Below are 25,576 nucleotides of genomic sequence, written 5' to 3' on the forward strand. Positions count from 1 at the left end.
TGCAGGTGAGATGCCGCGCCGCCGGCAGCACAGCACAGCACAAGCCACGCAGTGTGCCTGCAGTCCCCGAACCTGCAAGCCGCCCCACGCATGCGCAGCGCCAGAAACGAAAACGCCGACACGAGGGTCGGCGTTTTCACTCCACACCTGGGTGTGGCGGTGCAGCAGGTATCGCGTAACGCGCAAACGGGCGCGAGCCCGCGTGCTTAGTGCTTGAGGGTGCGACGCAGCCGTTCCAGTGCCTGCAGCTGCACGGTCGCTTCGGCCAGCCGACGCTGTGCATCGGCCACGTCCACGGTGTCGCCACGGTTGGCCAGCAGACGCTCGGCCTCTTCCTTGACCTTGCGCACGGCGGCTTCGTCGATGTCCTGGGCACGCACCGCGGTGTCGACCAGCACGGTCACCACCTGCGGCTGCACTTCCAGGATGCCGCCGGAAATGGCGAAGTCCAGGTGTTCGCCATTGGCGGTGGTGACCACCACCTTGCCCGGCTTCAGGCGCGTGATCAGCGGCGCGTGCTTGGGCGCGATGCCCAGCTCACCCAGCTCGCCGGTGGCCACGACCAGCGTCGCCTCACCGTGGAAGATTTCCTTCTCGGCGCTGACGATGTCGCAACGGATAGTGCTCATGGTGCCTCACTGTAGTGAGGCGGGAATCGGGAATCGGGAATCGGGATTGGGAAGAGCGGCTGGCTGCACGCTTTCCCTCTTCCTGTCGATTCCGACCTACCGATGACCCGCCTTTACGATTCCCGATTCCCGATTCCCGATTCCAGCCGCATAGCGGCTGGGATCCATCAGGCCTTGGCGCTCATCTTGTTGGCTTTCTCGACGGCTTCTTCGATGCTGCCGACCATGTAGAACGCCTGCTCCGGCAGGTGGTCGTACTCGCCGTCGCAGATCGCCTTGAAGCCGCGGATGGTGTCCTTCAGCGAGACGTACTTGCCCGGCGAGCCGGTGAACACTTCGGCCACGTGGAAGGGCTGGCTGAAGAAGCGCTCGATCTTGCGTGCGCGCGACACCGACTGCTTGTCTTCTTCGCTCAGCTCGTCCATGCCCAGGATCGCGATGATGTCCTTCAGTTCCTTGTACTTCTGCAAGGTCTGCTGGACGCGCTGGGCGGTGTCGTAATGCTCGTGGCCGATCACCAGCGGGTCCATCTGGCGGCTGGTGGAATCCAGCGGATCCACCGCCGGGTAGATACCCAGCGAGGCAATGTTACGGCTCAGCGTGACGGTGGAATCCAGGTGGGCGAAGGTGGTCGCCGGCGACGGGTCGGTCAGGTCGTCCGCGGGCACGTACACGGCCTGGATCGAGGTGATCGAACCGCTCTTGGTCGAGGTGATGCGCTCCTGCAACACGCCCATTTCCTCGGCCAGGGTCGGCTGGTAACCCACTGCCGACGGCATGCGGCCGAGCAGCGCGGACACTTCGGTACCGGCCAGCGTGTAGCGGTAGATGTTGTCGACGAACAGCAGCACGTCCTTGCCCTTGCCGCTGGCGTCCTTCTCGTCGCGGAAGTACTCGGCCATGGTCAGGCCGGTCAGCGCAACGCGCAGACGGTTGCCCGGCGGCTCGTTCATCTGGCCGTACACCATCGCGACCTTGTCCAGCACGTTGGAGTCTTTCATCTCGTGGTAGAAGTCGTTGCCCTCGCGGGTACGCTCGCCCACGCCGGCGAACACGGACAGACCCGAGTGCGCCTTGGCGATGTTGTTGATCAGTTCCATCATGTTGACGGTCTTGCCGACGCCGGCGCCGCCGAACAGGCCGACCTTGCCGCCCTTGGCGAACGGGCACATCAGGTCGATGACCTTGATGCCGGTTTCCAGCAGCTCGGTGCTGGAGGACTGGTCTTCGTACGACGGCGCAGCGCGATGGATTTCCCAATGGTCCGATGCCTGCACCTCGCCAGCTTCGTCGATCGGACGACCCAGCACGTCCATGATGCGGCCCAGCGTCCCGGCACCGACCGGCACCGAAATCGCGCGCTCGGTGTTGGTGGCCAGCAGGTTGCGCTTCAGGCCGTCGGTGGAGCCGAGCGCAATGGTGCGCACGACGCCGTCGCCGAGCTGCTGCTGCACTTCCAGGGTGATTTCGGTGCCATCGACCTTCAACGCGTGATAGACCTTCGGCACTTCATTGCGCTGGAATTCGACGTCGACGACCGCGCCGATGATCTGAACGATCTTGCCCTGACTCATTTGGATAACTCCACTAATGTCTGTTCGATTCTTGTGTCGGGAGTGGGGAATCGAGAATGGGGAATGGGAAGATCAAGAGCACCGACGGCCTTGCCTATTCCCGTTTTCCGATTCTCCATTCCCGGCTAGACAGCGGCCGCGCCGCTGACGATTTCCGAAATTTCCTGGGTGATCGCCGCCTGGCGCGCCTTGTTGTAGACCAGTTGCAAGGTGCCGATCATCTTGTTGGCGTTGTCGCTGGCGGCCTTCATCGCCACCATGCGCGCGGCATGTTCGGAGGCCACGTTTTCCAGCACGGCCTGGTACACCAGCGACTCGATGTAACGCGTCATCACGTGCTCCAGCACGGTCGCGGCATCGGGTTCGTACAGGTAATCCCAATCGTGGTGGGCCACCTTGTGCTCGGCGGCCGGCAGCGGCAGCAGCTGATCGAAGCTGGCCTTCTGCGTCATCGTGTTCACGAAGCGGTTGTAGACCAGATACACGCGGTCCACCTTGCCCTCGACGAAGGCATCCAGCATCACCTTGATCACGCCGATCAACTGCTCGATCTGCGGGCTGTCACCCAGATGGGTGACGCTGCCGACCATGTTGACCTTGATGCGACGGAAGAACGCCGAGGCCTTCTGCCCGATGGTCACCACGTCGATCTCGGCACCTTTGTCCTGCCACGGGCGCACTTCGCCCAGCATCTTGCGGAACAGGTTGTTGTTCAGGCCGCCGGCCAGCCCGCGGTCCGAAGAGATCACGATGTAGCCGACCCGCTTGACCTGCTCACGCTCGACCAGGAACGGATGCTGGTAGTCGGTGCTGGCCTGCGCCAGATGCCCGATCACCTGCTTCATCGCCTGCGCGTACGGACGCGAGGTCTTCATGCGGTCCTGCGCCTTGCGGATCTTGGAGGCCGAGACCATTTCGAGCGCGCGCGTCACCTTGCGGGTGTTCTGCACGCTCTTGATCTTGGTTTTGATTTCGCGTCCGCCTGCCATACTCGCTCGCTTCGCTCGCTTAGTGGGAATGGGGAATCGTGAATCGGGAATTGGCACAGCCAACCCGCTTTGACGATTCCCTATTCTCGATTCCCGATTCCCGCAGCTGGATTTACCAGCTGCCCGTGGTCTTGAACTCTTCGATGCCCTTCTTGAAGGCAGCTTCGATGTCGTTGTCCCAGCCGCCGGTGGCGTTGATCTTGGAGATCAGCTCGCCCTGGGTGTTGGCGAAGTGCGCGTGCAGGCCTTCTTCGAACGCCAGCAGCTTGTTGACCGGCACTTCATCGAGGTAACCCTCGTTGACGGCGTAGATCGACAGCGCCTGGTTGGCGATGGACATCGGCGCGTACTGCTTCTGCTTCATCAGCTCGGTGACGCGCTGACCGCGCTCGAGCTGCTTGCGGGTGGCTTCGTCCAGGTCCGAGGCGAACTGCGCGAACGCCGCCAGCTCGCGGTACTGCGCCAGCGAGATACGGATGCCGCCGGACAGCTTCTTGATGATCTTGGTCTGGGCCGCACCACCGACGCGCGACACCGAGATACCGGCGTTCACGGCCGGGCGGATGCCGGCGTTGAACAGGTCGGTTTCCAGGAAGATCTGGCCGTCGGTGATCGAGATCACGTTGGTCGGCACGAATGCGGACACGTCGCCGGCCTGCGTTTCAATGATCGGCAGCGCGGTCAGCGAACCGGTCTTGCCGGTCACCGCACCGTTGGTGAACTTCTCCACGTATTCCTCGGACACGCGCGCAGCGCGCTCGAGCAGGCGGGAGTGAAGGTAGAACACGTCGCCCGGATAGGCTTCGCGGCCCGGCGGGCGCTTGAGCAGCAGCGAGATCTGGCGGTAGGCCACGGCCTGCTTGGACAGGTCGTCGTACACGATCAGCGCGTCTTCACCGCGGTCCATGAAGTACTCGCCCATGGTGCAGCCGGCATACGGGCTGATGTACTGCATCGCGGCCGACTCGGACGCGGTCGCAGCCACCACCACGGTATGCGCCAGCGCGCCGTTCTCTTCGAGCTTGCGCACGATGTTGGCAACGGTCGAGGCCTTCTGGCCGATCGCCACGTACACGCACTTGATGCCGGTGCCCTTCTGGTTGATCACCGCATCGATCGCCAGCGCGGTCTTGCCGGTCTGACGGTCACCGATGACCAGCTCGCGCTGGCCGCGGCCGATCGGGATCATCGCATCGACCGACTTGTAGCCGGTCTGCACCGGCTGGTCGACCGACTTGCGCCAGATCACGCCGGGCGCCACGCGCTCCACCGGTGCGGTCTGGGTGGCGCCCAGCGGGCCCTTGCCGTCGATCGGCTCGCCCAGCGCGTTGACCACGCGACCGAGCAGCTCCGGACCGACCGGCACTTCCAGGATGCGGCCGGTGGTCTTGGCCACGTCGCCTTCGCGCAGGTTTTCGTAATCGCCCAGCACCACGGCGCCGACCGAATCGCGCTCCAGGTTCAGTGCGAGCGCGAAGGTGTTGTTCGGCAGTTCGATCATTTCGCCCTGCATCACGTCGGCCAGGCCGAAGATGCGCACGATGCCGTCGGACACGCTGGTCACGGAGCCTTCGTTGCGCGACTCTGCGGACAGCTTGACCGCCTCGATGCGGGTCTTGATCAGGTCGCTGATTTCGGAGGGGTTGAGCGTGGTTGCCATCGTTCAGTCCTAGGTGCCGGCCGCGAGGGCCATGCGTTTATGTGAATTCAGTGGGCGAGCGAGCTTTGCAGACGCGCAAGCTTGCCCTTCAGCGAGCCGTCGATGACCACGTCGCCGGTGTCGATCACCGCGCCGCCGATCAACGAGGCGTCCACCGCGGTGGTGATGTCCACCTCGCGGCCGAAACGCTTCTTCAGCGCAGCAGCGATCGTGTCCAGTTCCGCCTGGCTCATTGCAGCCGCCGAGGTCACCGTCGCCTTGACGACGTGTTCGGCGTCGGCCCGCAGCTGTTCGTACAGTCCTGCCACTTCCGGCAGCAGCGACAGCCGCTGCGCGTCGGCCAGCAGGCCGAGGAAACGCAGATAGTCTTCGCTCGCCTGCGGCGGTGCCAGCAACGTCACTGCCTGATCCTGGCCCAGCGCCGGGTTGAGCAGCAGCGCGGCCACGCGCGGGTCGCCGGCCACCTGCGCCGAAAACGCCAGCGCATCGGACCAGGGCGCGAAGTTGCCGCCCTCACGCGCGATCGCAAACGCGGCGCGGCCGTACGGACGGGCAAGTGTGAGGGCCTGACTCATCGATTAAATCTCCGCCGCCAGCTCGTCGAGCAGCGCCTTGTGGGCGTTGGCATCGATTTCGCGCTTGAGCAGCTTCTCGGCACCGCTGACGGCCAGCACGGACACCTGCTTGCGCAGTTCCTCGCGGGCACGCGTGGCGGACGCGTCGATCTCGGTCTGTGCCAGATCCTTCTGGCGGTTGGCTTCGGCAATTGCCTCGTGCTTGGCCGCTTCGATGATCTGGTTGGCGCGCGCATGGGCCTGGTCGATGATCTCGTTGGCCTTGGTGCGTGCGTCCTTCAGTGCTTCGTTGACCTTTTCCTGCGCCTGCGCCAGATCCTTCTGACTGCGATCGGCCGCAGCCAGACCTTCAGCGATCTTTTGCTGACGCTCTTCGATCGCCTGCAGCAGCGGCGGCCAGATCTTGGTCGCGACGATCCAGATCAGACCGGCGAAGGCCAGCGCCTGGGCAAAGATGGTAAGGGTGATATCCATGGGTCGCTCAATCGCTGTTTAGGGGTGAAAGCGCCACCGCGGGGCGACGCTTTCCGACCTTCATCCGCGGGGGCAACCGCACGCGGTTGCCTCCACATCCTGCTACCGCTGGATCAGCCGGCAGCCTGCGACAGACGTTCGATGAACACCTGGGCCAGCGGGTTGGCGAAGGCGAACAGCAGGCCGACAGCGACGCTGATGATGAACGCGGCGTCGATCAGGCCGGCGGTGATGAACATGCGGACCTGCAGCACCGGAATCAGTTCCGGCTGGCGCGCGGCAGATTCCAGGAACTTGCCAGCCATGATGGCCAGACCGAGGCCGGCACCCAGCGCGGCCAGGCCGATCATGATGCCGACGGCGAGGACGGTGGAGCTCTGGACTTGAGCGAGGTTGGTCAGGACGGCGAGGTACATGGTGATCTCCGAACGAAAGTTTCTAAGGGTGATGGATGAATCGGGATGAAGCAGATGAAGGGTGCAGCAAACTCAGTGACTGTCTTCGGCAAGGCTCAGATACACGATCGACAGCATCATGAAAATGAAGGCCTGCAGCGGAATCACCAACAGGTGGAACAGCATCCAGCCGAGGCCGAATACGCCGCCAGCGACCATGCCGGCGATGCCCGCACCGCCCAGCACCCAGATCAGCAGGAAGACGATCTCGCCGCCGAACATGTTGCCGAACAGTCGCATCGCCAGCGAAATCGGCTTGCTCAGCCACTCGACGATGTTCAAGAGCAGGTTGAACGGCATCATCCACTTGCCGAACGGCGCCGTGAGGAATTCCTTCGTCATGCCGCCCACGCCCTTGGAGCGCAGCGAGAACACGATCATCAGGAAGAACACGCTGATCGACATGCCCAGGGTGGCATTGACGTCGGCGGTCGGCACCGGCTTCCAGGCGTGGATACCGGCCCAGCCCAGCGGAATGGCGATGAAATCGGCCGGGATCATCTTGATGAGGTTCATCAACAGGATCCAGAAGAAGATGGTGATCGCGATCGGCGTCACCAGCTTGCTGCTGCCGTGATAGGTGTCCTTGGCCTGGCGGTCGACGAACTCCAGGCAGATCTCGACAAACGCCTGCCACTTGCCCGGCACGCCGGCGGTGGCATTACGGGTCGCCGTCCAGAACGCCAGGACCATGACCAGGCCCATCAACACCGCCATGACCAGGGTGTCGACGTGGATGGTCCAAAACGTGCCGCCACCCTCGCGAACCGGATAGATCAGGTTCTGCAAGTGATGCTGGATATAGGAGGTAGGTGTTGCTGCCTCGCCCGCCATGTGTCCGGAGCCCTTTAAGTTCGAATCAACGCCTGGCCAGAGCCAGAACCTGAAAAATCAGCCCGATGGCGATACCCGCCAACAAGGCCAGAGGAGGCAGCCGCCACAGGCCGAAGCCGAGCGCCAGCGCCACGAAAACCAACACCCACTTCAACACCATCGCCAGAATCAGCCGGACCATGGCAATGCCGGCTGCCTGAATACCGCCACCTAGCGCGGTACGTGCTGCCACCCAACCGCCCAGCACCGTCGCAAACCCGGTCAATGCCAGACCGGCAGAGTAACGGGGACCGACCAACAGCAACCCCAGACTGGTTATAGCTACGGCGGCAAGCGGATATACCGCAGCGCGCAGCATCAACCGCCGACCCGCGTCAACGGAGTTCAGCACTACGGTTACCTTACGTGTGAATGAGTGGGAAGCGCAGATGCGCCTCGTCGAGCCGCGAAAGTATAGCAATGGGACAAATTGCGAGACAACCGGCAGAGGTCATCGGTTGCTGCGGCGCACCAGACAGGGGGCGCCACAGCGGGTGGGAACTTTGCCACAAACTGGCGGTCATAACCGCCGAGGCCTGCACATCCTCGTCGAAAGGTTCCGCCGCAGGTCGCGTATGGGAGCCCCGGGCCACCGGGGCTCCTGCTTTTTTACGCATTTTGTCGCACCCTGCAACCTTCCCATCGGCGGTCCAATCAGCGCAGACGCCGCGCGACGCCGAATGGTATCGCTTCGCCGTTGGCGCCCCACTGCGCAGCGTACGACCAATGTCCGAGCGCCTGCGGCAGCGGACCGTTTTGTCCGATTGCTATCTTGCCCTTCACGCGTATGCGACAGCTCCTTCACTTATGGAAGACGCCGTCTTATCGAAGATGCGCGGCACAGGCCCAACCGCCTGACCATTCCAAGAATCGGAGCTCCCCATGAAACACCTCCTCGCACTGGCCATCCCGTGCGTATTGGCTGCCGCCTATGCCGCGCCGGCGCACGCCGAAGATACCGATGACCGCTTCCAGATCCGTCTGGGCGCGATGAACATCGACAACGACAACACCTTGCGTGGCAACACCGTGGTGGCCGGCAACGAAATCGCGCTGGACCAGGATTTCGATTTCGGTGGCAAGGAGTGGGAGCCGCGCATTGATGGTGTGTTCCGCATGAGCACCCGTCAGCGCTTGATCTTCGACTACTTCAAGTACGACAAGGATCGCCGCGAGACCCTGGGTGAAGACGTCAGCGCCGGTGGCTTCACCGTGCCGAGCGGCAGCTTCATCAAGGGCGAGCTCAAGTATCAGGTGGCGAGCCTGGTGTACGACTACTCCGTGGTCGACACCCCGGAATTCAGCCTGGGCCTGCAGATCGGTGCCGAATACGCCAAGGTCGAGGCGAACGCATACGCCGACCTGGGCGACGTGTTCACCGGCGACGTGCTGGACGAAAGCGAAGACGGCGTGGCGCCGGTGGTCGGTATCCGCTTCACCGCACGTCCGAGCGAGCATTGGCTGTTCAACGTGCAGGGCCAGTACCTCAACACCAGCTGGGGCGACTTCGGCGACTATTCGGGCGACCTGAGCCGCGCCAATGCGATGGCCGAATACCGCTTCACCAAGAACTTCGGCATCTTCGCCGGCTACGACTGGTTCAAGCTCGACGTCGACCAGCGCGGCAGCGACGGCCTGATCGGCCTGAAGCAGGAGTTCAAGGGCCCGGTGGCCGGCGTGACGTTCGCGTTCTGATTCTTTCGGCCCCGGGACCCGGGACCCGAAAAAGCAGCTTCATGCAGAACCCCGCAGCGATGCGGGGTTCTGTCGTTTAACGGATGCGTGGCAAGTAACCGACGCGGCTGCAACCGAGGGCAGCAGCGGACATACGCTCAGGGCGGCCTGGTCGCACCCGCTACCAACAGATGCTGGTGCGTGGTGCAGTAGCACTCGTCGTGCCAACCGTAGTGCGGATCGGTGCAGATCGCATGCTGCACCGTTGCCGGCAGCGACGCCACGTCGCTGCGCAAGTCGCGCTTCAGCGAGACGAACACCGAGCCCGGATGTGGCCAGTCGGTCCGCCGCGGCGGCTCGGCGATCCGGTTGCCGCTGGCCAGTTCGCGCTGCAGCAGCGCCTGCAGTTCAGGACACAGATCGCCCTGCCCCATCACGACCTCCATGCGTCGACTCACCACCGCGGCGACCGCACCACACGCGGCGGCAAGGCCGTGCGGAACGGCGCCTACTTCTTCTTCGGGATGTACAGGTCGGTGATGGTGCCGTCGTAGACCTCGGCGGCCATGCCGACCGACTCGCTCAGGGTCGGATGCGCATGGATGGTGTGGCCGATGTCTTCGGCTTCGGCGCCCATCTCGATCGCCAACCCGATCTCGGCCAGCAGGTCGCCGGCATGCACGCCGACGATGGCACCACCGATGATGCGATGGGTGTCTTCGTCGAAGATCAGCTTGGTGAAGCCCTCTGTGCGGCCGATGCCGATCGCACGGCCGCTGGCGGCCCATGGGAACTTGGCCACGCCGACCTTCAGGCCCTTGGCCTTGGCCTCGGTCTCGGTGACGCCGACCCAGGCGATTTCCGGGTTGGTGTAGGCCACCGACGGGATCACCCGCGCCACCCACTCCTTCTTCTCGCCGGCAGCCACTTCGGCGGCCAGCTTGCCCTCGTGGGTGGCCTTGTGCGCCAGCATCGGGTTACCGACGATGTCGCCGATGGCGAAGATGTGCGGCACGTTGGTGCGCATCTGCCGATCGACCGGAATGAAGCCGCGATCGGTGACGGTAACGCCGGCCTTTTCCGCGCCGATCTTCTTGCCATTGGGCGAGCGGCCCACGGCCACCAGTACGCGGTCGAACGCGGTGGCCTGCAGGCCGGGCTTGTCGCCTTCGCTGGCCGCTTCGAACGACACCGTGATGCCGCTGGCGTCGGCCTTGACGTCGGTGGCCTTGGTCTTGAGATGGACCTCCACGCCCTGCTTCTTCAGCCGATCGGCCAGCGGCTTGACCAGGTCCTTGTCGGCGCCCGGCATCAGCTGGTCCATGAACTCGACCACGGTGACCTTGCTGCCGAGCGCGCTGTACACCGTGGCCATTTCCAGGCCGATGATGCCGCCGCCGACCACCAGCAGGGTCTTGGGGATGTCGTGCAGTTCCAGCGCGTCGGTGGAATCCATCACGCGCTTGTCGTCCCACGGGAAGTTGGGCAGCTTCACCGCCTGCGAACCGGCGGCGATGATGCAGTGCTCGAAGCGCAGCAGCTGGGTCTTGCCGTCGTCGCCGACGATCTCCAGCTCGTTGGGCGACACGAACGACGCCACGCCGGTGACGGTACGCACCTTGCGCTGCTTGGCCATGCTGGCCAGGCCGCCGGTGAGCTTGCCGACCACCTTTTCCTTGTACTCGCGCAGCTTGTCCAGGGTGATCCGGGGCTGGCCGAAGTCCACGCCGAAATCGCCGGCGTGCGCCACTTCGTCGATCACCGCGGCGGCATGCAGCAGCGCCTTGGACGGGATGCAGCCGACGTTGAGGCAGACCCCGCCCAGGCTGGCGTAGCGCTCGATCAGCACCGTGTCCAGGCCCAGGTCGGCGGCACGGAACGCGGCGGTGTAGCCGCCGGGGCCGGCGCCGAGCACCACCATCTTGCATTCGATATCGGCCGGCTTGCCGCTGGCCAGTGCCGGCTTGGACGGCGCCGGTTCGGCCGGGGCGCGATGCGACGGCGTCACCGGCGGCTTGCTGCCGGGCGCGGCAGCTGCGGGGGCCGCAGCAGGCGCAGCGGCCTTGGTCTCGGCCTTCGGCGCGGCGGGTGCGGCAGCGGCCTCGCCTTCGGTTTCCAGCAGCAAGACCACTGCGCCTTCGGACAGGGTGTCGCCAATCTTGACCTTGAGCTCCTTGACCACGCCGGCGGCCGAGGACGGCACTTCCAGCGTGGCCTTGTCCGACTCCAGCGTCACCAGGCCCTGGTCCTTGACCACGCTGTCGCCGACGGCGACCAGCACTTCGATGACGGGGACATCGCTGTAATCGCCGATGTCGGGAACCTTGATTTCAATGACCGCCATTTGCTTCTCCTGTGGCTCAACCGGCCGTGCCGGCAAGCGTCTGCTGGAGTTCATCCAGCGACGATTCGATTTGGGTCCAGCGCTTGTCGCGCTTGTTTTGCTTGGTTTCGCTGGCTTCGATCAGCAACGCGGCCTGCTGCAGCAGCAGCTCGCCAGCGCCGCAGCTCGGGCGGGTGCCGCTGTAACGCACGCCATCGACCTGGAACGACAGCACCTCGCCCTCGCTCACCGGCGCGCTGCGGCCGGCTGGCGCCAGTTGCGTCAGTGCGCCGCTCCAGTGGCTGACCAGGCGCCTTGCCAACGCCGCCGGGATCGGGATCTCCACCGTTTCCGGGGTCTGCTCGGTGCGGAACTGCACGCTGCCGCGGTCGCTCTGGCTGACCCAGCTGTAGACGCGCTCATCGGCGCGGCTATGCCGCAGGGTCCAGTCGGCACCATCCTTGCCCGGCACCAGCGACATCCCGCTTTCCACGCCGCGGGTAGGCAGCGTCAGCAACGCCAGGCTCGGCCTGGTACCGGCGTCGAGCAGCGTGGTCACCGCGGTGCCGTAGTTGCCCACCGCCGGCGGCCAGCCGCGCCCGAGCGTGCTCTCGCACTGGCGTGCCGCCGCCGATGTCCACGGCAGCACGCCCAGCAGGGCAAGCGTCAGCAGCGCTGCTCTCACAGCAGGACGCGGCGCATGTCGGCCAGCACCTGGCTGAGGTAGGTGGTGAAGCGTGCGGCCAGCGCGCCGTCGATGACGCGGTGGTCGTAGCTCAGCGACAACGGCAGCATCAGCTTGGGTGCGAACTCCTTGCCGTTCCACACCGGCTGCATCGCCGACTTGGACACGCCCAGGATCGCCACTTCCGGCGCATTGATGATCGGCGTGAATGCGGTACCACCGATGCCGCCGAGCGAGCTGATCGAGAAGCAGCCGCCGCTCATGTCGGCCGGGCCGAGCTTGCCGTCGCGCGCCTTCTTGGCCAGCTCGCCGCTTTCCTGCGCGATCTGCAGCACGCCCTTCTTGTCGACGTCGCGGATCACCGGCACGACCAGGCCGTTCGGCGTATCGGCGGCGAAGCCGATGTTGATGTACTTCTTCAACGTCAGGTTTTCGCCGGCCGCATCCAGCGAGGCATTGAACTCGGGGAACTTCTTCAACGCCGCGGCACTGGCCTTGACCAGGAAGGCGAGCATGGTCAGCTTGATGCCGGCCTTCTCGTTTTCCTTGTTCAGCGCCACGCGCAGGGCTTCCAGGTCGGTGATGTCGGCCGATTCGAACTGGGTGACGTGCGGAATCATCGCCCAGTTACGCGCCAGGTTGGCACCGGAAATCTTCTTGATGCGCGACAGCGGCTGGGTCTCGGTCTCGCCGAACTTGCTGAAGTCCACCTTCGGCCAGGCCAGCAGGTTCAGCCCCGTGCCGCCACCGGCCGGCGCAGCACCGGCGGCGGCAGGCGCGCCGCCGCTGAGAGCGGCCTTGACGAAGCGCTGCACGTCCTCACGGGTGATGCGGCCGCCCTTTTCGCTGCCCTTGAGCTGGTTCAGGTCCACGCCGAGCTCGCGGGCGAACACGCGCACCACCGGGCTGGCGTAGGCCACCTTGGACGGCAGCACGCTGTCGGCATCGAAGGTCACCGGCGGGCTGGACGGGCTGCCGGCGGACGGCTGGCCGCCCTGCGCAGGCTGCGCGGCCCCGCTGGAGCGAGCGCCCTGCACCTGTGCGATCTCGCGCTGGGCCAGCTTGTCCGGCACCGCGGACACCGCGACCGGCTCGACCTTGCCGGCGGTTTCGGCGGTGTCGGTGCTGGGCTTGGCCGGAGACTGCGCCGCACCGGCGCCGCCATCGCTGGCAGCGATGATCGCCACCACGTTGCCCTGCGAGAGCGTGTCGCCGACCTTGACCTTGAGTTCCTTGACCACGCCGGCGGCCGAGGACGGCACTTCCATCGTGGCCTTGTCCGATTCCAGCGTGACCAGGCTCTGGTCCTTGGCGACGGTATCGCCGACGGCGACCAGCACCTCGATCACCGGGATGTCGGTGTAGTCGCCGATATCGGGCACGCGGGCCTCGACCAGGCCGCCTTCCGAAGGCGCGGCGGGCGCGGCCGGCTCGGCCTTGGCGGCAGGCGCCGGCGCGGCAGCGGCCTTGGCCGGGGCGGCGGGAGCGGCGGCCGGTGCAGGTGCCGCGGCGGCTTCGGCGCCGGCGTCGGCCACTTCGATCAGCGCGACCAGCGCGCCCTGCGACAGCGAATCGCCGACCTTGACCTTGATCTCCTTGACCACGCCGGCCACCGACGAGGGCACTTCCATCGTGGCCTTGTCCGATTCCAGCGTGACCAGGCTCTGGTCCTTGCTGACCGTATCGCCGACCGACACCAGCACCTCGATTACCGGGACATCGCTGTAGTCACCGATATCGGGGACAAGTGCTTCCTTGATTTCGGCCATACGGGGAACTCCGGCAACAGAATGGGGAAACCCCTATTGTGGCCGGCTGCGGCCCGCAGCGCCAACCATTGCCGTGGAAAAAGTCGCGCATCGGGCGGGACGCAGCGTTCGCAGGCGCAGGCGCCGGATCATTTCGACGCGTGGCGATCGACCCGCAACAGTTGCAATGGCTCGCCCGAGGGCAAACGATACGCCAGCGCATTGTCCAGGCCGTCGAGCGCTTCGACCCGTGCGCACAGTCGTTGCGCGCGTGGTCGCAGTGCACGCGCCTGCGGCTCGATCAGGCGCTCGATGCGCGTTTCCACCCCCTCCAGCGACCGCAGCTGCAGATCGTTTCCGGTCAGTGCCGACTGCACCGCGCCGGCGACGACATCGCCGATCAGCTGCGGCAGCAGCTCGGCCACCATCGCGCCGATGTCGTCATCGATATCGATCGAGGTCAGCTGGCTTTTCCCGAAGCTCTGCTTCAGGCGCGTGTCGATCTTTTCGCGCACGGCCGCCAGTTGCACGCGCGTGGCCTCGGGGCTGCGGCTGAAGCCGGCCGCCACCTCGCCCAGCGCGGTGACGGCGATATCGGCCGCTTCGCGCCCGACCTCCTGCGCCAGCGGCACTACCTCGCGGGTCTGCCGCTCGAACTGGATCAACCGGGCGCGGTCGTCCGCGCTCAATGCGACCCAGTGGTCGTCGACGAACAACGCGCCCTGACGCAGCACCAGCCGCTGCGGCGCGCCCGACGTGTCCGACGTGTCCGACGTGCCCGAGGTACCCGGGGTGCGGATCAGGATCACGCTGCGCGGGTTGAGCGTGAGGTCGTAGTCGCTGCTGACGTTGCAGTGCAGATCGTCGGCGCTGGCGGCCTGTCCGGCGACCAGCAGGCCCAGCAGCAGGCCCGCTGCCCTCGGTCGTGCGTGCTTGATCGCCATCTGGTCGTTTCCGTTATGCGTTGAGGGCAGCATGCCTGCGCAGGAGGCGCACTTGCCCGTGCCGGAGGCTGGCATGACTTCCGGCCGCTGGCTGCGCCGTCGCCAGCACGGCCGGCACTGCGGTGCTCACACGTGCTGGCTGGACCGGCCGCATGCGGGCAGCTGGCGCCAACGGCGCCCTTCGCCCCACGGATGCCTTGATCGTGGAGTGGCTGGGTGGCGATCCAACCTCGTTAATCCAGCGCGTCGCGCAGCGGCTGCCAGGCGTCGCACAGCCGTGGCAGCGACCATGCCGCATTGGCCGGGCTGGTGGATGGCAACGCCCACACCGGCACTGCATGCAGCGCACCCGGCAGCAGCGGCCACACATGCCGGCGCCATGCCTGCGCGGCGGCCGCGCCATTGCAGGCCACTGCGCGCAGCTGCGGCAGCGTGGCCAGCCGCGCCGCCAGCGGGTTGACCACGATGCTGCTGGCAACGATGGCCGTGTCCAGGCTGCCGCGCCGCGCGCATTGGCCGATCACATCCCACAGGCCGATCCCGCAGCCGGCCAGCGCCTGCAGCCGGGCCGGATACGCCAACCCGGCATCGATGCCCAGCAATGCCTGCATCAGCGGCCAGAAACGGTTGCGCGGATGGGCGTAGTACATCGATGCCTGCAACGAGGCGTTGCCAGGCATCGAGCCGAGCACCAGGACACGGCAATCGTTAGGAATGTGCGCTGGAAGGCCCTGCAAGATGTCGGTTTTCATCACAACGGTCGCATCTGCGTGAATGCCTTTTTCAGCTTGCCCATTGCAGCCACGGCCTTCTCCGGAAACTTGCTGAACAAACGAAATTTTAGCGAGCCACGGGTGGGCGTGGATTCAGATTTTCAGGAATAGCTTTGGCGCGGCCCACTCCACGGGCCCAACAAGAATACTGAGGAGACCCCCAATGCGTGCCATTTCCATCCTGAGCCTGGCTGCCGTATCCGCACTTGCGTTTGCCCCGTCTGCATTTGCACAAGACACCACCTACACCGGCGATACCTCCTCGGCTTCCACCAGCGCCGACAGCGCCTCCGGAAAGCATTGGGCAGTGGTCGGCGGTGTTGCGCTGATCAAGCCGAAGAACGATCCGGCCCCGGGCCTGGACGTCGATGGCGGCCCGGCGCCGACGCTGAGCGCCAGCTACTACATCAACGACAACTGGGCCGTTGAGCTGTGGGGCGCCGCCGACAAGTTCAACCACCGTGTCAACGCCGATGGCGTGGGCAAGATCGGTACCGTCGAGCAGCAGCCGATCGCCATCAGCGGCCAGTACCACTTCGGCCAGGCCGATAACGTGTTCCGTCCGTTCGTGGGCGTGGGCTACTACGAGTCGAACTTCAGCAACGAGAAGATCGACGCGGCGTCGGCCACCGGCCAGCACGTGGGCCTGGACACCGCCAAGGGTGTCATCGGCACCGTCGGCGTGGACATGAACATCAACTCCACCTGGTTCGCACGTGCCGACGCCCGCTACATGCGTTCGCGTCCGGAACTGCGCGTGGGCGGCCAGGGCACCGGCAGCGAGCTGGAACTGGATCCGTGGACCGTCGGCTTCGGCGTCGGCGCGCGCTTCTAAGCACGCGCAGGCAAGCGACGTTTCAGTCGAACAAAAACGGGCCGCAAGGCCCGTTTTTTTATGCGTGAGGAAAGCGCGGTGCTGCATCGATTGCGAAGCGCTGAATCTCGCACGCGATCTGCGTGGGAACGCTGCGTGCGAGGGATAGCCCGCCCGCGTCCGTGCCCTTCCATACCAGTGCGATTGCGATTGCCGGTGCGGGTGATACCGGTGGTGCCAGTGCCAGTGAAGCACCGCCATTCGCTACGTACGCGCGCCAGCTCACCGCCAGTAGACGCTGCCGCGCAGGCGCGCACTGCGCCAGCGCCACCACAGCAAGGTGGCATAGGCCAGCGCGTAGCCGAGCAAGACGCCGGCCGCGCCCAACAGGCTGGAGTGGCTGAGCCACCCTTCCGTGGGCCAGGCCGCTCCCTGCCAGGTGCTGCGCCACCCCTGCACCATGCCCGCGATCACGCGCACCACCACCAGCGCGGTCAGGGCCAGCACCAGCCACAGGTTGGGCCGGTAGAACAGGCCCTGCTGGGTGCGCTCGAAGCGGGTCAGGCGCAACGCCAGCAGCCCTAGAGCCAACCCGCAGGCCCAGCCAAAGGCGGCGTGGCTGATCGCGCCCGGCCAGAACGCGGCGGCGATCAGTACGAAGATCACGAACAACACGGTGGACAGGCCGGCCGAGACCAGATTGATCATCAACAGCCAGCCACGCGCCTGCCGCCGCGCGGTACCGACACGGAAGCGCTGCACCAGCGACAACGGCAGCAGCACCGCGAGTACCGCCAGGGCGATGATCACGGCCAGCGGAATGGCGAGGAGAAGTGGCATCGGATGCTCGGTGGCGGCAAGGAGTGACCAGCACGACGTAGCGCGCGGCCGTCAGGTGGACGTGGACGGCGCGCTCGGAACCGACGTGTCCGCGTGGTGCATGCCGACGCCGAGCAGCGACCGCGCCCGCCTGGCGGTGAGCGCAGTCGGTTTATTAGCCGCTCTCAGAACGCCGGCAACACCGCGCCTTTGTACTTCTGCTCGATGAACGCCTTTACTTCCGGGCTGGTCAAGGCCTTGGCCAGCTTCTGCACGCGCGGATCGTCCTTGTTGTCCGGGCGCGAGACCAGGAAGTTCACGTACGGCGAGTCCTTGCTTTCGATCGCCAGCGCGTCGCGGGTCGGGTTGAGGCCGGCGTCGAGCGCGTAGTTGGTGTTGATCAGCGCCAGGTCGACCTGGTCGAGCACGCGCGGCAGCATCGCCGAGTCGAGTTCGCGGAACTTCAGCTGCTTGGGGTTCTCGACGATGTCGCGCTGGCTGGACAGGGCGTTGCTCGGGTCCTTGAGTTTGATCACGCCCGCCTTGTCCAGCAGGATCAGCGCGCGGCTGTTGTTGCTCGGGTCGTTGGGAATCACCACGTCGGCACCGTTGGGCAGTTCGGCCAATGCCTTGAACCGGCGCGAATACGCGCCGAACGGTTCGATATGCACGCCGACCACGGTCACCAGCTGGCTCTTGCGGTCGCGGTTGTAGGCATCCAGATATGGCTCGGTCTGGAAATAATTGACGTCGATCTGCTTCTGCACGACCTGGTCGTTGGGCTGCACGTAGTCGTTGAACACGCGCACGTCCAGCTTGACGCCCTGCTTGGCCAGCAGCGGTTCGACCACCTCCAGGATCTCGGCGTGTGGCACCGCGGTGGCGGCCACCGTCAGCGTGTCGCCGCCGCTACTGCCGCCGCTACCGCCACAGGAAGCCAGGGCCAGCGTGGCCGCAGCCAGGAGGGAACGAAACGCGAATGTGCTCATGTAGGGGTCCGTGGGAGGAGGAATGCGGCACTGCCGCAAGAGGTAAACCTAGCAGACCGCGGGTGCAGCGGCGATTCGCAAGCGCATGCCGCATGCGCGGCCCTCCGCGCCACGCGGCACCCGGTCGCGGCAGACCTCAGCGCCGGCTGTAGCGCGCCACCAGCCAGTCGCCCAGCATCTGCAGCAGCTGCACCAGCACCAGCAGGGCGATCACGGTGATCAGCGCGACATCCGAATGCGAGCGCAGATAACCCTCGCGGTACGCGACATCGCCCAGCCCGCCGGAGCCGATCGCACCGCCCATCGCGGTGAAACCGATCAGCGCGATGGTGGTCACGGTGGCACCGGCGATCAGGCCCGGCCGGGCTTCGGGCAGCAGCACGCGCAGCACCAGCTGGCGGGTGGTGGCGCCCATCGCCTGGCTGGCCTCGATGATCCCGCGGTCCACTTCGCGCAAGGCGGTCTCCACCAGCCGCGCATAGAACGGCGCGGCACCGACCACCAGCGGCAGGATCGCGCCGCGCACGCCCAGCGAGGTGCCCATCAGCGTTAGCGTGAGCGGAATCATCGCGATCATCAGGATGATGAAGGGCACCGAGCGCAGCAGGTTGATCACTGCCGCGAGCACGCCGTACAGCACCGGGCGGCGGCGCAGCTGCGGGGCGCCGCACAGGAACAGCGCCACCCCCAGCGGCAGCCCGATCAACAGCGTCAGCGGCAGCGCGCCGGCGAGCATCAGCAGGGTGTCCAGGGTGGCCTGGCCGATGTCGCCCCACTTGCCGGCGTCGAGATTGCGGAAAAACCCGCTGGTGGTCGCGATCGACAGGGTCATGCGCGCAAATCCTCCACATGCACGCCGGCGGCGACGAAGCCGGCGCGTGCCGCGTTATGGTCGCCGCCGGTCAGGGCGACGATGAGCTGCCCATACGGGGTGTCCTTGATGCGGTCCACGCGCCCGGACAGGATGTTGTAGTCCACCCCGGTCTCGCGGGCGATGCGGCCGAGCACCGGTTCATAGGTGCCGTTGCCCAGGAAGGTCAGCCGCACGATGCTTCCGCCCACCGCAGCGAAGTCGCGATGCAGCTCGGCCTCGTCCACGTGTTCGGCCTCGGACACGAAGCGCCGGGTGGTGGGGTGCTGCGGATGCAGGAACACCTCGGTCACCGGGCCGGTTTCCACCAGCCTGCCGGCATCGAGCACCGCGACGCGGTCGCAGACCCGGCGGATCACGTCCATCTCGTGGGTGATCAGCACGATGGTCAGGCCCAGCTCGCGGTTGATCTGGGCCAGCAGTTGCAGCACCGAGGCGGTGGTCTGCGGGTCCAGCGCGCTGGTGGCCTCGTCGCACAGCAGGATCTGCGGCCGGGTGGCCAGCGCGCGCGCAATGCCCACGCGCTGCTTCTGCCCGCCGGACAACTGCGCCGGATACTTGCCGGCGTGCTGCTCCAGCCCGACCCGCGCCAGCAGCTCGGCCACGCGCGCATCGACCTCGGCGCGCGGGGTACCGGCCAGTTCCAGCGGAAACGCCACATTGCCGGCCACGGTGCGCGAGGACAGCAGGTTGAAGTGCTGGAAGATCATCCCGACACGCCGGCGCAGCGCGCGCAGGCCCTGGCTGTCCAGCGCGGTGACGTCCTCCTCGCCGATCAGCAGCCGCCCGCCGCTGGGTTCTTCCAGCCGGTTGATCAGCCGGATCAGCGTCGATTTGCCGGCACCGGAGTGGCCGATGATGCCGAACACCTCGCCGGGGCCGATCCGCAGGTCGAGGGGATGCAGCGCCACGACCTGGCGACCGTCAACGGAATAAGACTTGTGCAGGCGCTGAAACTGGATCACCGCGCGTGGCCGATTGGGGGGCCGTGAAGCCTACCAGTCAATGTTTGCGGACGATATTCCATTAGGTTCTAACCGTGGGGATTCGGGAGTCGGGATTGGGGATTCGTTAGAGCAACGGCAAGGCGCCCTGACTTTTGCGAATCCCGAATCCCGAATCCCCAATCCCGACTTCAGAATCACGGCCTATCCAACGCCGCCGGGCGATCCGCCTGCCGTATCCGCTCCCGCCGCAGCAAATACAGCCCGCTTGCGACGATGATGCCGGCGCCGGTCCAGGTCCAGCCATCGGGCAGGGTCTGCCACAGCAGCCAGTCCAAGCCGATCACCCAGACCAGGCCGGTGTATTCCAGCGGCGCGATCATCGAGGCCTCGCCGCGCAGGAAGGCCTGGGTCAGCGCAATCTGCCCCAGTGCGCCAGCCAGGCCCATGCCGGCGATCAGCCAGGCGTGCTCGCCCCGCAACGGCACCCAGTCGGGAATGGCCAGCAGGCCGGCGCCGACCGCCATGAACAGCAGGAACGACACCACCATCGCCTGCGGGGTGTCGGTGCGGGTCAGCAGACTCACGCTGATGGCGGCGATGGCATAGGCGGTGGCCGCCAGCAGCACCATCAGCCCGGGCAGCGAGATCAGCCCGTCCACGCCCGGGCGCAACACCACGATCACCCCGACCAGGCCAATCCCGATCGCCGTCCAGCGCCGTGGCCCGACCCGCTCGCCCAGCAACGGCACCGACAGCGCCGCCACCAGCAACGGGGCGACGAAATACAGCGTGTAGGCGGTGGACAGCGGCATGCGCTTCAGGCCGTAGACGAAGCAGCCGATCATCACCATGCCCAGTACCCCGCGCAGCAGGTGCAGGCCCCAGCGCACCGGCACGATCGAGCGCGGGCCGGCGGTGGCAAATACCCACACCAGCACGAACGGCAGCGAGGCGGCGCCACGCAGCAAGGTGACCTGCAGCGGCGGGTAATGCGCCGACAGCAGCTTCATTCCCGCGTCCATCAGCGAGAAGCAGGCCACGGCGGCCACCATCCAGGTGATGGCGGGAAGCGGAGAGCGGGTGGTGGGCATGGGCCATTATCGCTGCGCTTGCGCGCAGACTGCCAACCGAGTGTGGACCGGGGCGACGACGCGATGCCCTAGAATGGCGGCTGTTTATAGAGAGCAGGAGCTTTGCATGCCTTCCTTCGACGTGGTGTCCGAAGTCGACAAGCACGAACTGACCAATGCGGTGGACCAGGCCAATCGCGAGCTGGATACACGCTTCGATTTCAAGGGCGTGGAAGCCAGGTTCGAGCTGGAGGACGGCAAGGCGATCAACCAGTCCGCGCCCAGCGACTTCCAGGTCAAGCAGATGACCGACATCCTGCGCGCGCGCCTGCTGGCACGCGGCATCGACGTGCGCTGCCTGGAGTTCGGCGACATGGAGACCAACCTGGCCGGTGCGCGCCAGAAGGTCACCGTCAAGCAGGGCATCGAGCAGAAACAGGCCAAGCAGCTGGTCGCCAAGCTCAAGGAGGCCAAGCTCAAGGTCGAGGCGCAGATCAATGGCGACAAGCTGCGCGTGAGCGGCAAGAAGCGCGACGACCTGCAGGATGCGATGGCGCTGCTGAAGAAGGCCGATTTCGAGCTGCCGTTGCAGTTCGACAACTTCCGCGACTGAGCACGCGTTGTGGCTGACACGGCGCCTTGTTGTGCCGCGCTGTGCAGGCGGGCCGCGCAGCGCGGTGTGTCGGCCGCCCGTTACCCAGGCATCGGCCACGCGCGCGCCGGCGCGTTACGGAGCTGATGCAAGCATGCGTGGCCTGCTCTCCAGCCTGTTGCAACGCGCGCACCTGGCCACGGTGCCGCAGGCGCCGCCCGCTGCCGGGACGGCGTGCGCCATGACGCACGCACAGCCACGCATCGAAGCCGGCTCGACGCTGCACACGCTGGCCGGGCTGGACCCGCTCGCGGCTGCAGCGTTTGCCGATGCCTATGCGACGGAAGTGCAGCGCGCCATCGCCAGCTGCACGCTCGGCCAGGCCGGCACCACCCAGGCGCAGGCGCTGGAGCAGATCCATTCGCTCAAGAACACGCTCTCGCTGACCGGCTCTGCCGAACTGATGAACGCCTGCGACCAGTTGCGCGGCGATGTCGACGGCGGCGAACTCGGGTGCGCGCTTGCGCAGCGCTACACCGCCATTGCGACCGCGGCCGGCCTGTTGGTCAAGAATTACCGACGCACCCTCCCCAACGACGACACCGGCCCCGATGCGTAGTGGATCCAACCGTGCAGCGCCCGGCCTGATTCTGGCCGCCCGGCAGCTGCGCAACGACCGGCTCGTGCGACTGTTCGAATCGTTCCTGGAATACCGCGCCTGCGTCGGCCGGGTGATCGTGCAGACCATCGTGGCCCTGTGGTGCTTCGGCTGGCTGTACGGGCCGCAGCCGGTGCTGGTCAGGGATGCGCAGGCGGTGTTCCCCACCGCGGCGATGCTGTGGGGGCTGGCGGTGGTCTGGATGGTGCTGGTGCGACGCAGGCTCATCCCGCCCGGCGAGTGGCTGGATGCGGTCGGGTTTGCGATGAACCTGCTGTTCATCGGCATCCAGACCTATCTGGCCTTCATCCTGCTGATGTCGCTGAATGCCTTCCTGCCCTTCATCACCATCGCCGCGGTGGCGCGCTACGGGCAGAAGGCGACGCTGCCGGTGCTGCTCAGCACCTTCGTGCTGATGCTGTTGACCGCGCCGGCCGGCTACTGGCTCTCGCGCCCTGCCTACTTCGTGTATGCGGTGGCGCTGAGCGTGGTACTGCCGCTGCTGGTGGCGCGCATCGTCAGCGCGATGCAGGAGATCGCCCTGCAGGCGCTGGCCTCGCGCGATGCGCAGAGCCGCTTCATCAGCACCATGAATCACGAACTGCGCACACCGTTGAACGCGGTCATCAACTGCGCGCAGCTGATCGATGGCGACACCTTGTCGGCACAACAACGCGAACTGATGCAGGCGATGACGGTCAATGCGATCGCGCTGCGCCACCGCGTGAACGAAGTGATCGACGTGGCCAGCATCGACGGTGGCCGGCTGCAGCTGCACAGCAAGCCGCTGAGCCTGCTCGATGTGCTGGCCACGGTCAAAGCGGTGTGCGCGAGTGCCGCGTCCACCAAGGGCGTGGCGCTGGAACTGCGCAGCGATGCGGCGCAGACGCCTGACCTCATCGGCGACGAGGGGCGTATCGAACAGGTCATCACCAACCTGGTCATCAATGCGATCAAGTTCACCCCGGCCGGTGGGTCGGTGGACGTGCTGCTCGCCGCCACGCAGGTGCAGCAGCGCTGGGCGATTTCGGTGACCGTGACCGACACCGGCATCGGCATTGCCGACGACCAGAAGGCCTACATCTTCACCCCCTTCACCCAGCTCAGCACCGGCTTCAACCGCACCGAGGGCGGGGTCGGCCTGGGTTTGTACATTGCGCTGTCGGTGTCCGACGCGATGGGCGGCAGCCTGAGCGTGCGCGACAATCCCGGCGGCGGCAGCGTGTTTCGCTGGACCTTCGAGCTGGCTGCCGCCGCGGCGCACCGCAGCCGACCGCCGGCGCTGCGCGAGGCCCTGCAGCAGCATGCCGCGACGGTGCCGCCGCTGCATTGCCTGGTGTTCGAGGACTTGGACACCAATCGGCTGGTGATCGGCAACCTGCTCACCCGCGCCGGGCATCGGGTGAGCTTTCACAGCGATGGCAGCAACGCGGTGCAGCGCATCCGCGAAGCGGCGCCGGATCTGGTGTTCCTCGACCTGCACATGCCCGGCACCTCGGGCTGGGACGCGCTGCGGGAGGCGCGCGAGGCGATCGCCGCCCTGCCGCCAATCATCGTGCTGACCGCCGACACCCGCACCGATTCGATGCACGAGGCCACCGCTGCCGGCGTTGCCGGCTATCTGTCCAAGCCGATCAACGCGCACGAGTTGCTGGCCATCCTGGGCGCGCAGGCCCCCCATGCAACCGGCTGACCTGAAACCGGGCAACGCGGCGCGCCAGCACTGGCATGCCGGCGCGCAGACGCGCACACCGCTGGCACTGCTGTACCTGCACGGGTTCACCGCCAGCCCGGGAGAAGCCGGCGACCTGCCCGAGCAGATCGCCGATGCGCTGGCTGCCAACCTGTACGTGCACCGGTGGCCAGGGCATGGCCGCAGCGCGGCCGACGCGATGCAGGGGCTGACGCCGGCGGTGTTGCAGGCCTCGGCACTGGATGCGCTGGCGCAGGCGCAGCGCATGGGCGCGCGCGTGGCGATCGTCGGCTCGTCCATGGGCGCCACGCTGGGCTTGTGGCTGGCGGCGCAACGGCCCGATGCGGTGGCTGCGGTGATTGCCTGGTCACCGGGCATCCGGCCGGCCGACCCGGCGCTGCTGGATCAGGTCTGCGCCGCGCAAACGCCATTGACCGACCCACGCCCGCGCACCGCCGCATCCCTGGCGTTCTGGTCGAGCACCATCCACCCGGACGGCTTCCGCGCGCTGCGCAGCCTGTTCGACGCGGTTGCCGCCGATCCACCCTGGCCACGCGTGCGCTGCCCGGTGTTTCTGGGCTATTACCGCGCTGCCAACGGCGAGGAGGATCCAACCGCCTCGGTGCCGGCGATGCTGGCCATGTTCGCCGCGCTCGGCAGCGCGCCGGCACACACCTGCGCGATGGCCTTCGATACCGGCGCACATGCGATCGGCTCGCCGCACAAGACCCCGCACGCCGATACGGTTGCGCAGGCCTCCATTGCATTCTTGCGCGCGCATGTCGGCCTCAAGGGCGCACGCCGATGACGCCGTATCCGCGTGAGCGCTGCAACTGCCGCGGGTTTTCCCCGCACTCGGCTCGCCGTGTCGGCCGCGCCCGCTCGGCGCGGCGCCGCAGTGGCACTGGCGGCCGCGCCGGCAGCGATCGCATACACTGGCCCACCATCACGCCGCCGCCACGATGACGCCCACGCCTGCCACGCTTGATCCGTTGACCGCCACCCGCCAGTGGATCGAGCGCGCGGTGATCGGCTTGAACCTGTGCCCGTTCGCCAAGGCGGTCTACGTCAAGGAGCAGGTGCGGCTGGTGCTCAGCGATGCCAGCACGCCCGAGGCGCTGCTCGAACAACTGGCCGAGGAGCTGGTGCTGCTGCGCGACACGCCGGCCGAGCAGATCGACACCACCTTGATCGTGCATCCGGACGTGCTCACCGATTTCCTGGACTACAACGACTTCCTCGACAACGCCGACGCGGCGGTGGACGCGCTGGATCTGGACGGCGTGCTGCAGGTGGCCAGCTTCCATCCGGACTATCAGTTCGCAGGCGCGGCGGTGGATGACGTGGCCAACTTCACCAACCGCTCGCCCTTCCCCACCTTGCACCTGCTGCGCGAAGACAGCGTGGAGCGCGCGGTGGCCGCGTTCCCGGACCCGGACGTGATCGTCGAACGCAATATCCAGACGCTGGAACGCCTGGGCCAGGACGGCTGGGAACGGTTGTTGAGCGCATCGCAGAACTGACCGCCACAGCGCGTGCGGCGGCACCAGCGGTGCCGGACGGCCGCGTCGGCCGCGTCGGAGACACGTGGCGCCGTGCCGGCGCGCCCTAGCTCGGCCCACCGATGACGGCGCGGTAAGGCACCAGGAGGCACCAGCATGCCCGGGCCGCACGCGGGAATCCGTTGCTATGGCCACCACGGCGCCCGCGTTACAGTGCGCGCGACCTCACTGCCATGGTGCGCCCG

At 66.4% G+C, this 25,576-nt stretch carries 27 protein-coding genes and 1 other RNA gene; 7 read left to right on the forward strand and 21 right to left on the reverse strand.

Annotation, left to right across the window (positions count from 1 at the left end; translation table 11 throughout):
* Nucleotides 1-206 precede the first annotated feature (206 nt).
* The 9 genes from H7A87_RS16840 to H7A87_RS16880 all read right to left on the reverse strand — a co-directional run bounded on the left by H7A87_RS16840 (nucleotide 207) and on the right by H7A87_RS16880 (nucleotide 7,581).
* The gene (locus H7A87_RS16840) at nucleotides 207-629 is read right to left on the reverse strand and encodes a F0F1 ATP synthase subunit epsilon (RefSeq protein ID WP_104583248.1); all 423 of its coding nucleotides are present in this window, start codon (nucleotides 627-629) and stop codon (nucleotides 207-209) included.
* A 167-nt stretch (nucleotides 630-796) separates the two neighbouring features.
* Nucleotides 797-2,203, reverse strand: coding sequence for a F0F1 ATP synthase subunit beta (gene atpD, locus H7A87_RS16845; protein ID WP_104649355.1), 1,407 nt, complete (start codon nucleotides 2,201-2,203; stop codon nucleotides 797-799).
* 125 nt (nucleotides 2,204-2,328) lie between these two features.
* Nucleotides 2,329-3,192 (reverse strand): F0F1 ATP synthase subunit gamma, encoded by an 864-nt coding sequence (gene atpG / locus H7A87_RS16850; RefSeq protein WP_065032896.1) that lies wholly within the window; start codon nucleotides 3,190-3,192, stop codon nucleotides 2,329-2,331.
* A gap of 112 nt (nucleotides 3,193-3,304) precedes the next feature.
* Nucleotides 3,305-4,852, reverse strand: a complete 1,548-nt coding sequence (gene atpA, locus H7A87_RS16855; protein ID WP_104535126.1) for a F0F1 ATP synthase subunit alpha — start codon at nucleotides 4,850-4,852, stop codon at nucleotides 3,305-3,307.
* 47 nt (nucleotides 4,853-4,899) lie between these two features.
* Entirely contained in the window at nucleotides 4,900-5,427 is a 528-nt protein-coding gene (locus tag H7A87_RS16860; protein ID WP_119128292.1) for a F0F1 ATP synthase subunit delta, read from the reverse strand.
* 3 nt (nucleotides 5,428-5,430) lie between these two features.
* Nucleotides 5,431-5,901, reverse strand: a complete 471-nt coding sequence (locus H7A87_RS16865) for a F0F1 ATP synthase subunit B (protein ID WP_016901014.1) — start codon at nucleotides 5,899-5,901, stop codon at nucleotides 5,431-5,433.
* Nucleotides 5,902-6,014: 113 nt separating this feature from the next.
* On the reverse strand, nucleotides 6,015-6,317 hold the full coding sequence (atpE, locus tag H7A87_RS16870; RefSeq protein ID WP_002814105.1) for a F0F1 ATP synthase subunit C: 303 nt from the start codon (nucleotides 6,315-6,317) through the stop codon (nucleotides 6,015-6,017).
* Between the two features lie 72 nt (nucleotides 6,318-6,389).
* A complete protein-coding gene (gene atpB / locus H7A87_RS16875) occupies nucleotides 6,390-7,190 on the reverse strand; it encodes a F0F1 ATP synthase subunit A (RefSeq protein WP_039421795.1) in 801 nt (266 codons plus the stop codon).
* 25 nt (nucleotides 7,191-7,215) lie between these two features.
* Nucleotides 7,216-7,581: a hypothetical protein gene (locus H7A87_RS16880; RefSeq protein WP_016901016.1), complete on the reverse strand. Its 366-nt coding sequence runs from the start codon at nucleotides 7,579-7,581 to the stop codon at nucleotides 7,216-7,218.
* Nucleotides 7,582-8,111: 530 nt separating this feature from the next.
* Between H7A87_RS16880 and H7A87_RS16885 the strand changes: the two genes are divergently transcribed.
* On the forward strand, nucleotides 8,112-8,924 hold the full coding sequence (locus H7A87_RS16885; RefSeq protein ID WP_042594608.1) for a hypothetical protein: 813 nt from the start codon (nucleotides 8,112-8,114) through the stop codon (nucleotides 8,922-8,924).
* Nucleotides 8,925-9,061: 137 nt separating this feature from the next.
* On the opposite strand, the gene H7A87_RS16890 is transcribed toward H7A87_RS16885, so the two are convergent.
* From H7A87_RS16890 to H7A87_RS16915, 6 genes are all read right to left on the reverse strand, one after another.
* The gene (locus H7A87_RS16890; protein ID WP_104649435.1) at nucleotides 9,062-9,349 is read right to left on the reverse strand and encodes a hypothetical protein; all 288 of its coding nucleotides are present in this window, start codon (nucleotides 9,347-9,349) and stop codon (nucleotides 9,062-9,064) included.
* Nucleotides 9,350-9,411: 62 nt separating this feature from the next.
* A complete protein-coding gene (gene lpdA / locus H7A87_RS16895; RefSeq protein ID WP_119128291.1) occupies nucleotides 9,412-11,247 on the reverse strand; it encodes a dihydrolipoyl dehydrogenase in 1,836 nt (611 codons plus the stop codon).
* A 16-nt stretch (nucleotides 11,248-11,263) separates the two neighbouring features.
* Nucleotides 11,264-11,911 carry a hypothetical protein gene (locus H7A87_RS16900; protein ID WP_119128290.1) on the reverse strand — a complete coding sequence of 216 codons (648 nt, stop codon included), beginning with the start codon at nucleotides 11,909-11,911 and terminating at the stop codon, nucleotides 11,264-11,266.
* Nucleotides 11,908-13,680 (reverse strand): dihydrolipoyllysine-residue acetyltransferase, encoded by a 1,773-nt coding sequence (locus tag H7A87_RS16905; RefSeq protein ID WP_119128289.1) that lies wholly within the window; start codon nucleotides 13,678-13,680, stop codon nucleotides 11,908-11,910. The genes H7A87_RS16900 and H7A87_RS16905 overlap by 4 nt, the downstream gene beginning before the upstream one ends.
* A gap of 128 nt (nucleotides 13,681-13,808) precedes the next feature.
* On the reverse strand, nucleotides 13,809-14,603 hold the full coding sequence (locus H7A87_RS16910; RefSeq protein WP_119128288.1) for a DUF2884 family protein: 795 nt from the start codon (nucleotides 14,601-14,603) through the stop codon (nucleotides 13,809-13,811).
* A gap of 233 nt (nucleotides 14,604-14,836) precedes the next feature.
* A complete protein-coding gene (locus H7A87_RS16915) occupies nucleotides 14,837-15,355 on the reverse strand; it encodes a DNA-deoxyinosine glycosylase (protein WP_104649349.1) in 519 nt (172 codons plus the stop codon).
* A 184-nt stretch (nucleotides 15,356-15,539) separates the two neighbouring features.
* Here H7A87_RS16915 and H7A87_RS16920 point away from each other — a divergent pair, with 184 nt between their 5' ends.
* Complete coding sequence (locus H7A87_RS16920) at nucleotides 15,540-16,211, forward strand: OmpW family outer membrane protein (protein WP_016901022.1); 672 nt, start codon at nucleotides 15,540-15,542, stop codon at nucleotides 16,209-16,211.
* Nucleotides 16,212-16,472: 261 nt separating this feature from the next.
* Here H7A87_RS16920 and H7A87_RS16925 read toward each other — a convergent pair whose 3' ends face one another.
* From H7A87_RS16925 to H7A87_RS16950, 6 genes are all read right to left on the reverse strand, one after another.
* Nucleotides 16,473-17,030 carry a DUF1453 family protein gene (locus H7A87_RS16925; RefSeq protein WP_119128287.1) on the reverse strand — a complete coding sequence of 186 codons (558 nt, stop codon included), beginning with the start codon at nucleotides 17,028-17,030 and terminating at the stop codon, nucleotides 16,473-16,475.
* A gap of 25 nt (nucleotides 17,031-17,055) precedes the next feature.
* Nucleotides 17,056-17,132: non-coding RNA, sX9 sRNA (locus H7A87_RS16930), on the reverse strand.
* A 62-nt stretch (nucleotides 17,133-17,194) separates the two neighbouring features.
* On the reverse strand, nucleotides 17,195-17,998 hold the full coding sequence (locus tag H7A87_RS16935; protein WP_024940265.1) for a MetQ/NlpA family ABC transporter substrate-binding protein: 804 nt from the start codon (nucleotides 17,996-17,998) through the stop codon (nucleotides 17,195-17,197).
* A gap of 136 nt (nucleotides 17,999-18,134) precedes the next feature.
* Nucleotides 18,135-18,830 (reverse strand): methionine ABC transporter permease, encoded by a 696-nt coding sequence (locus H7A87_RS16940; protein ID WP_104583236.1) that lies wholly within the window; start codon nucleotides 18,828-18,830, stop codon nucleotides 18,135-18,137.
* The gene (locus H7A87_RS16945) at nucleotides 18,827-19,834 is read right to left on the reverse strand and encodes a methionine ABC transporter ATP-binding protein (RefSeq protein WP_119128286.1); all 1,008 of its coding nucleotides are present in this window, start codon (nucleotides 19,832-19,834) and stop codon (nucleotides 18,827-18,829) included. The genes H7A87_RS16940 and H7A87_RS16945 overlap by 4 nt, the downstream gene beginning before the upstream one ends.
* A gap of 176 nt (nucleotides 19,835-20,010) precedes the next feature.
* Nucleotides 20,011-20,907 (reverse strand): DMT family transporter, encoded by an 897-nt coding sequence (locus tag H7A87_RS16950; RefSeq protein ID WP_104583234.1) that lies wholly within the window; start codon nucleotides 20,905-20,907, stop codon nucleotides 20,011-20,013.
* 106 nt (nucleotides 20,908-21,013) lie between these two features.
* Here H7A87_RS16950 and H7A87_RS16955 point away from each other — a divergent pair, with 106 nt between their 5' ends.
* The 5 genes from H7A87_RS16955 to H7A87_RS16975 all read left to right on the forward strand — a co-directional run bounded on the left by H7A87_RS16955 (nucleotide 21,014) and on the right by H7A87_RS16975 (nucleotide 25,352).
* The gene (locus tag H7A87_RS16955) at nucleotides 21,014-21,499 is read left to right on the forward strand and encodes a YajQ family cyclic di-GMP-binding protein (protein ID WP_016903460.1); all 486 of its coding nucleotides are present in this window, start codon (nucleotides 21,014-21,016) and stop codon (nucleotides 21,497-21,499) included.
* Between the two features lie 133 nt (nucleotides 21,500-21,632).
* A complete protein-coding gene (locus tag H7A87_RS16960; RefSeq protein ID WP_119128285.1) occupies nucleotides 21,633-22,097 on the forward strand; it encodes a hypothetical protein in 465 nt (154 codons plus the stop codon).
* Complete coding sequence (locus tag H7A87_RS16965; RefSeq protein ID WP_119128284.1) at nucleotides 22,090-23,829, forward strand: ATP-binding protein; 1,740 nt, start codon at nucleotides 22,090-22,092, stop codon at nucleotides 23,827-23,829. Before H7A87_RS16960 ends, H7A87_RS16965 begins: the two co-directional genes overlap by 8 nt.
* Nucleotides 23,816-24,637, forward strand: coding sequence for an alpha/beta fold hydrolase (locus H7A87_RS16970; RefSeq protein WP_119128283.1), 822 nt, complete (start codon nucleotides 23,816-23,818; stop codon nucleotides 24,635-24,637). Before H7A87_RS16965 ends, H7A87_RS16970 begins: the two co-directional genes overlap by 14 nt.
* 154 nt (nucleotides 24,638-24,791) lie before the next feature.
* Complete coding sequence (locus H7A87_RS16975; protein WP_119128282.1) at nucleotides 24,792-25,352, forward strand: DUF1415 domain-containing protein; 561 nt, start codon at nucleotides 24,792-24,794, stop codon at nucleotides 25,350-25,352.
* Nucleotides 25,353-25,576: the final 224 nt, after the last annotated feature.

The organism is Xanthomonas sp. CPBF 426 (assembly GCF_903989465.1).
In the GTDB taxonomy this organism is placed as follows: Bacteria; Pseudomonadota; Gammaproteobacteria; order Xanthomonadales; family Xanthomonadaceae; genus Xanthomonas; species Xanthomonas euroxanthea.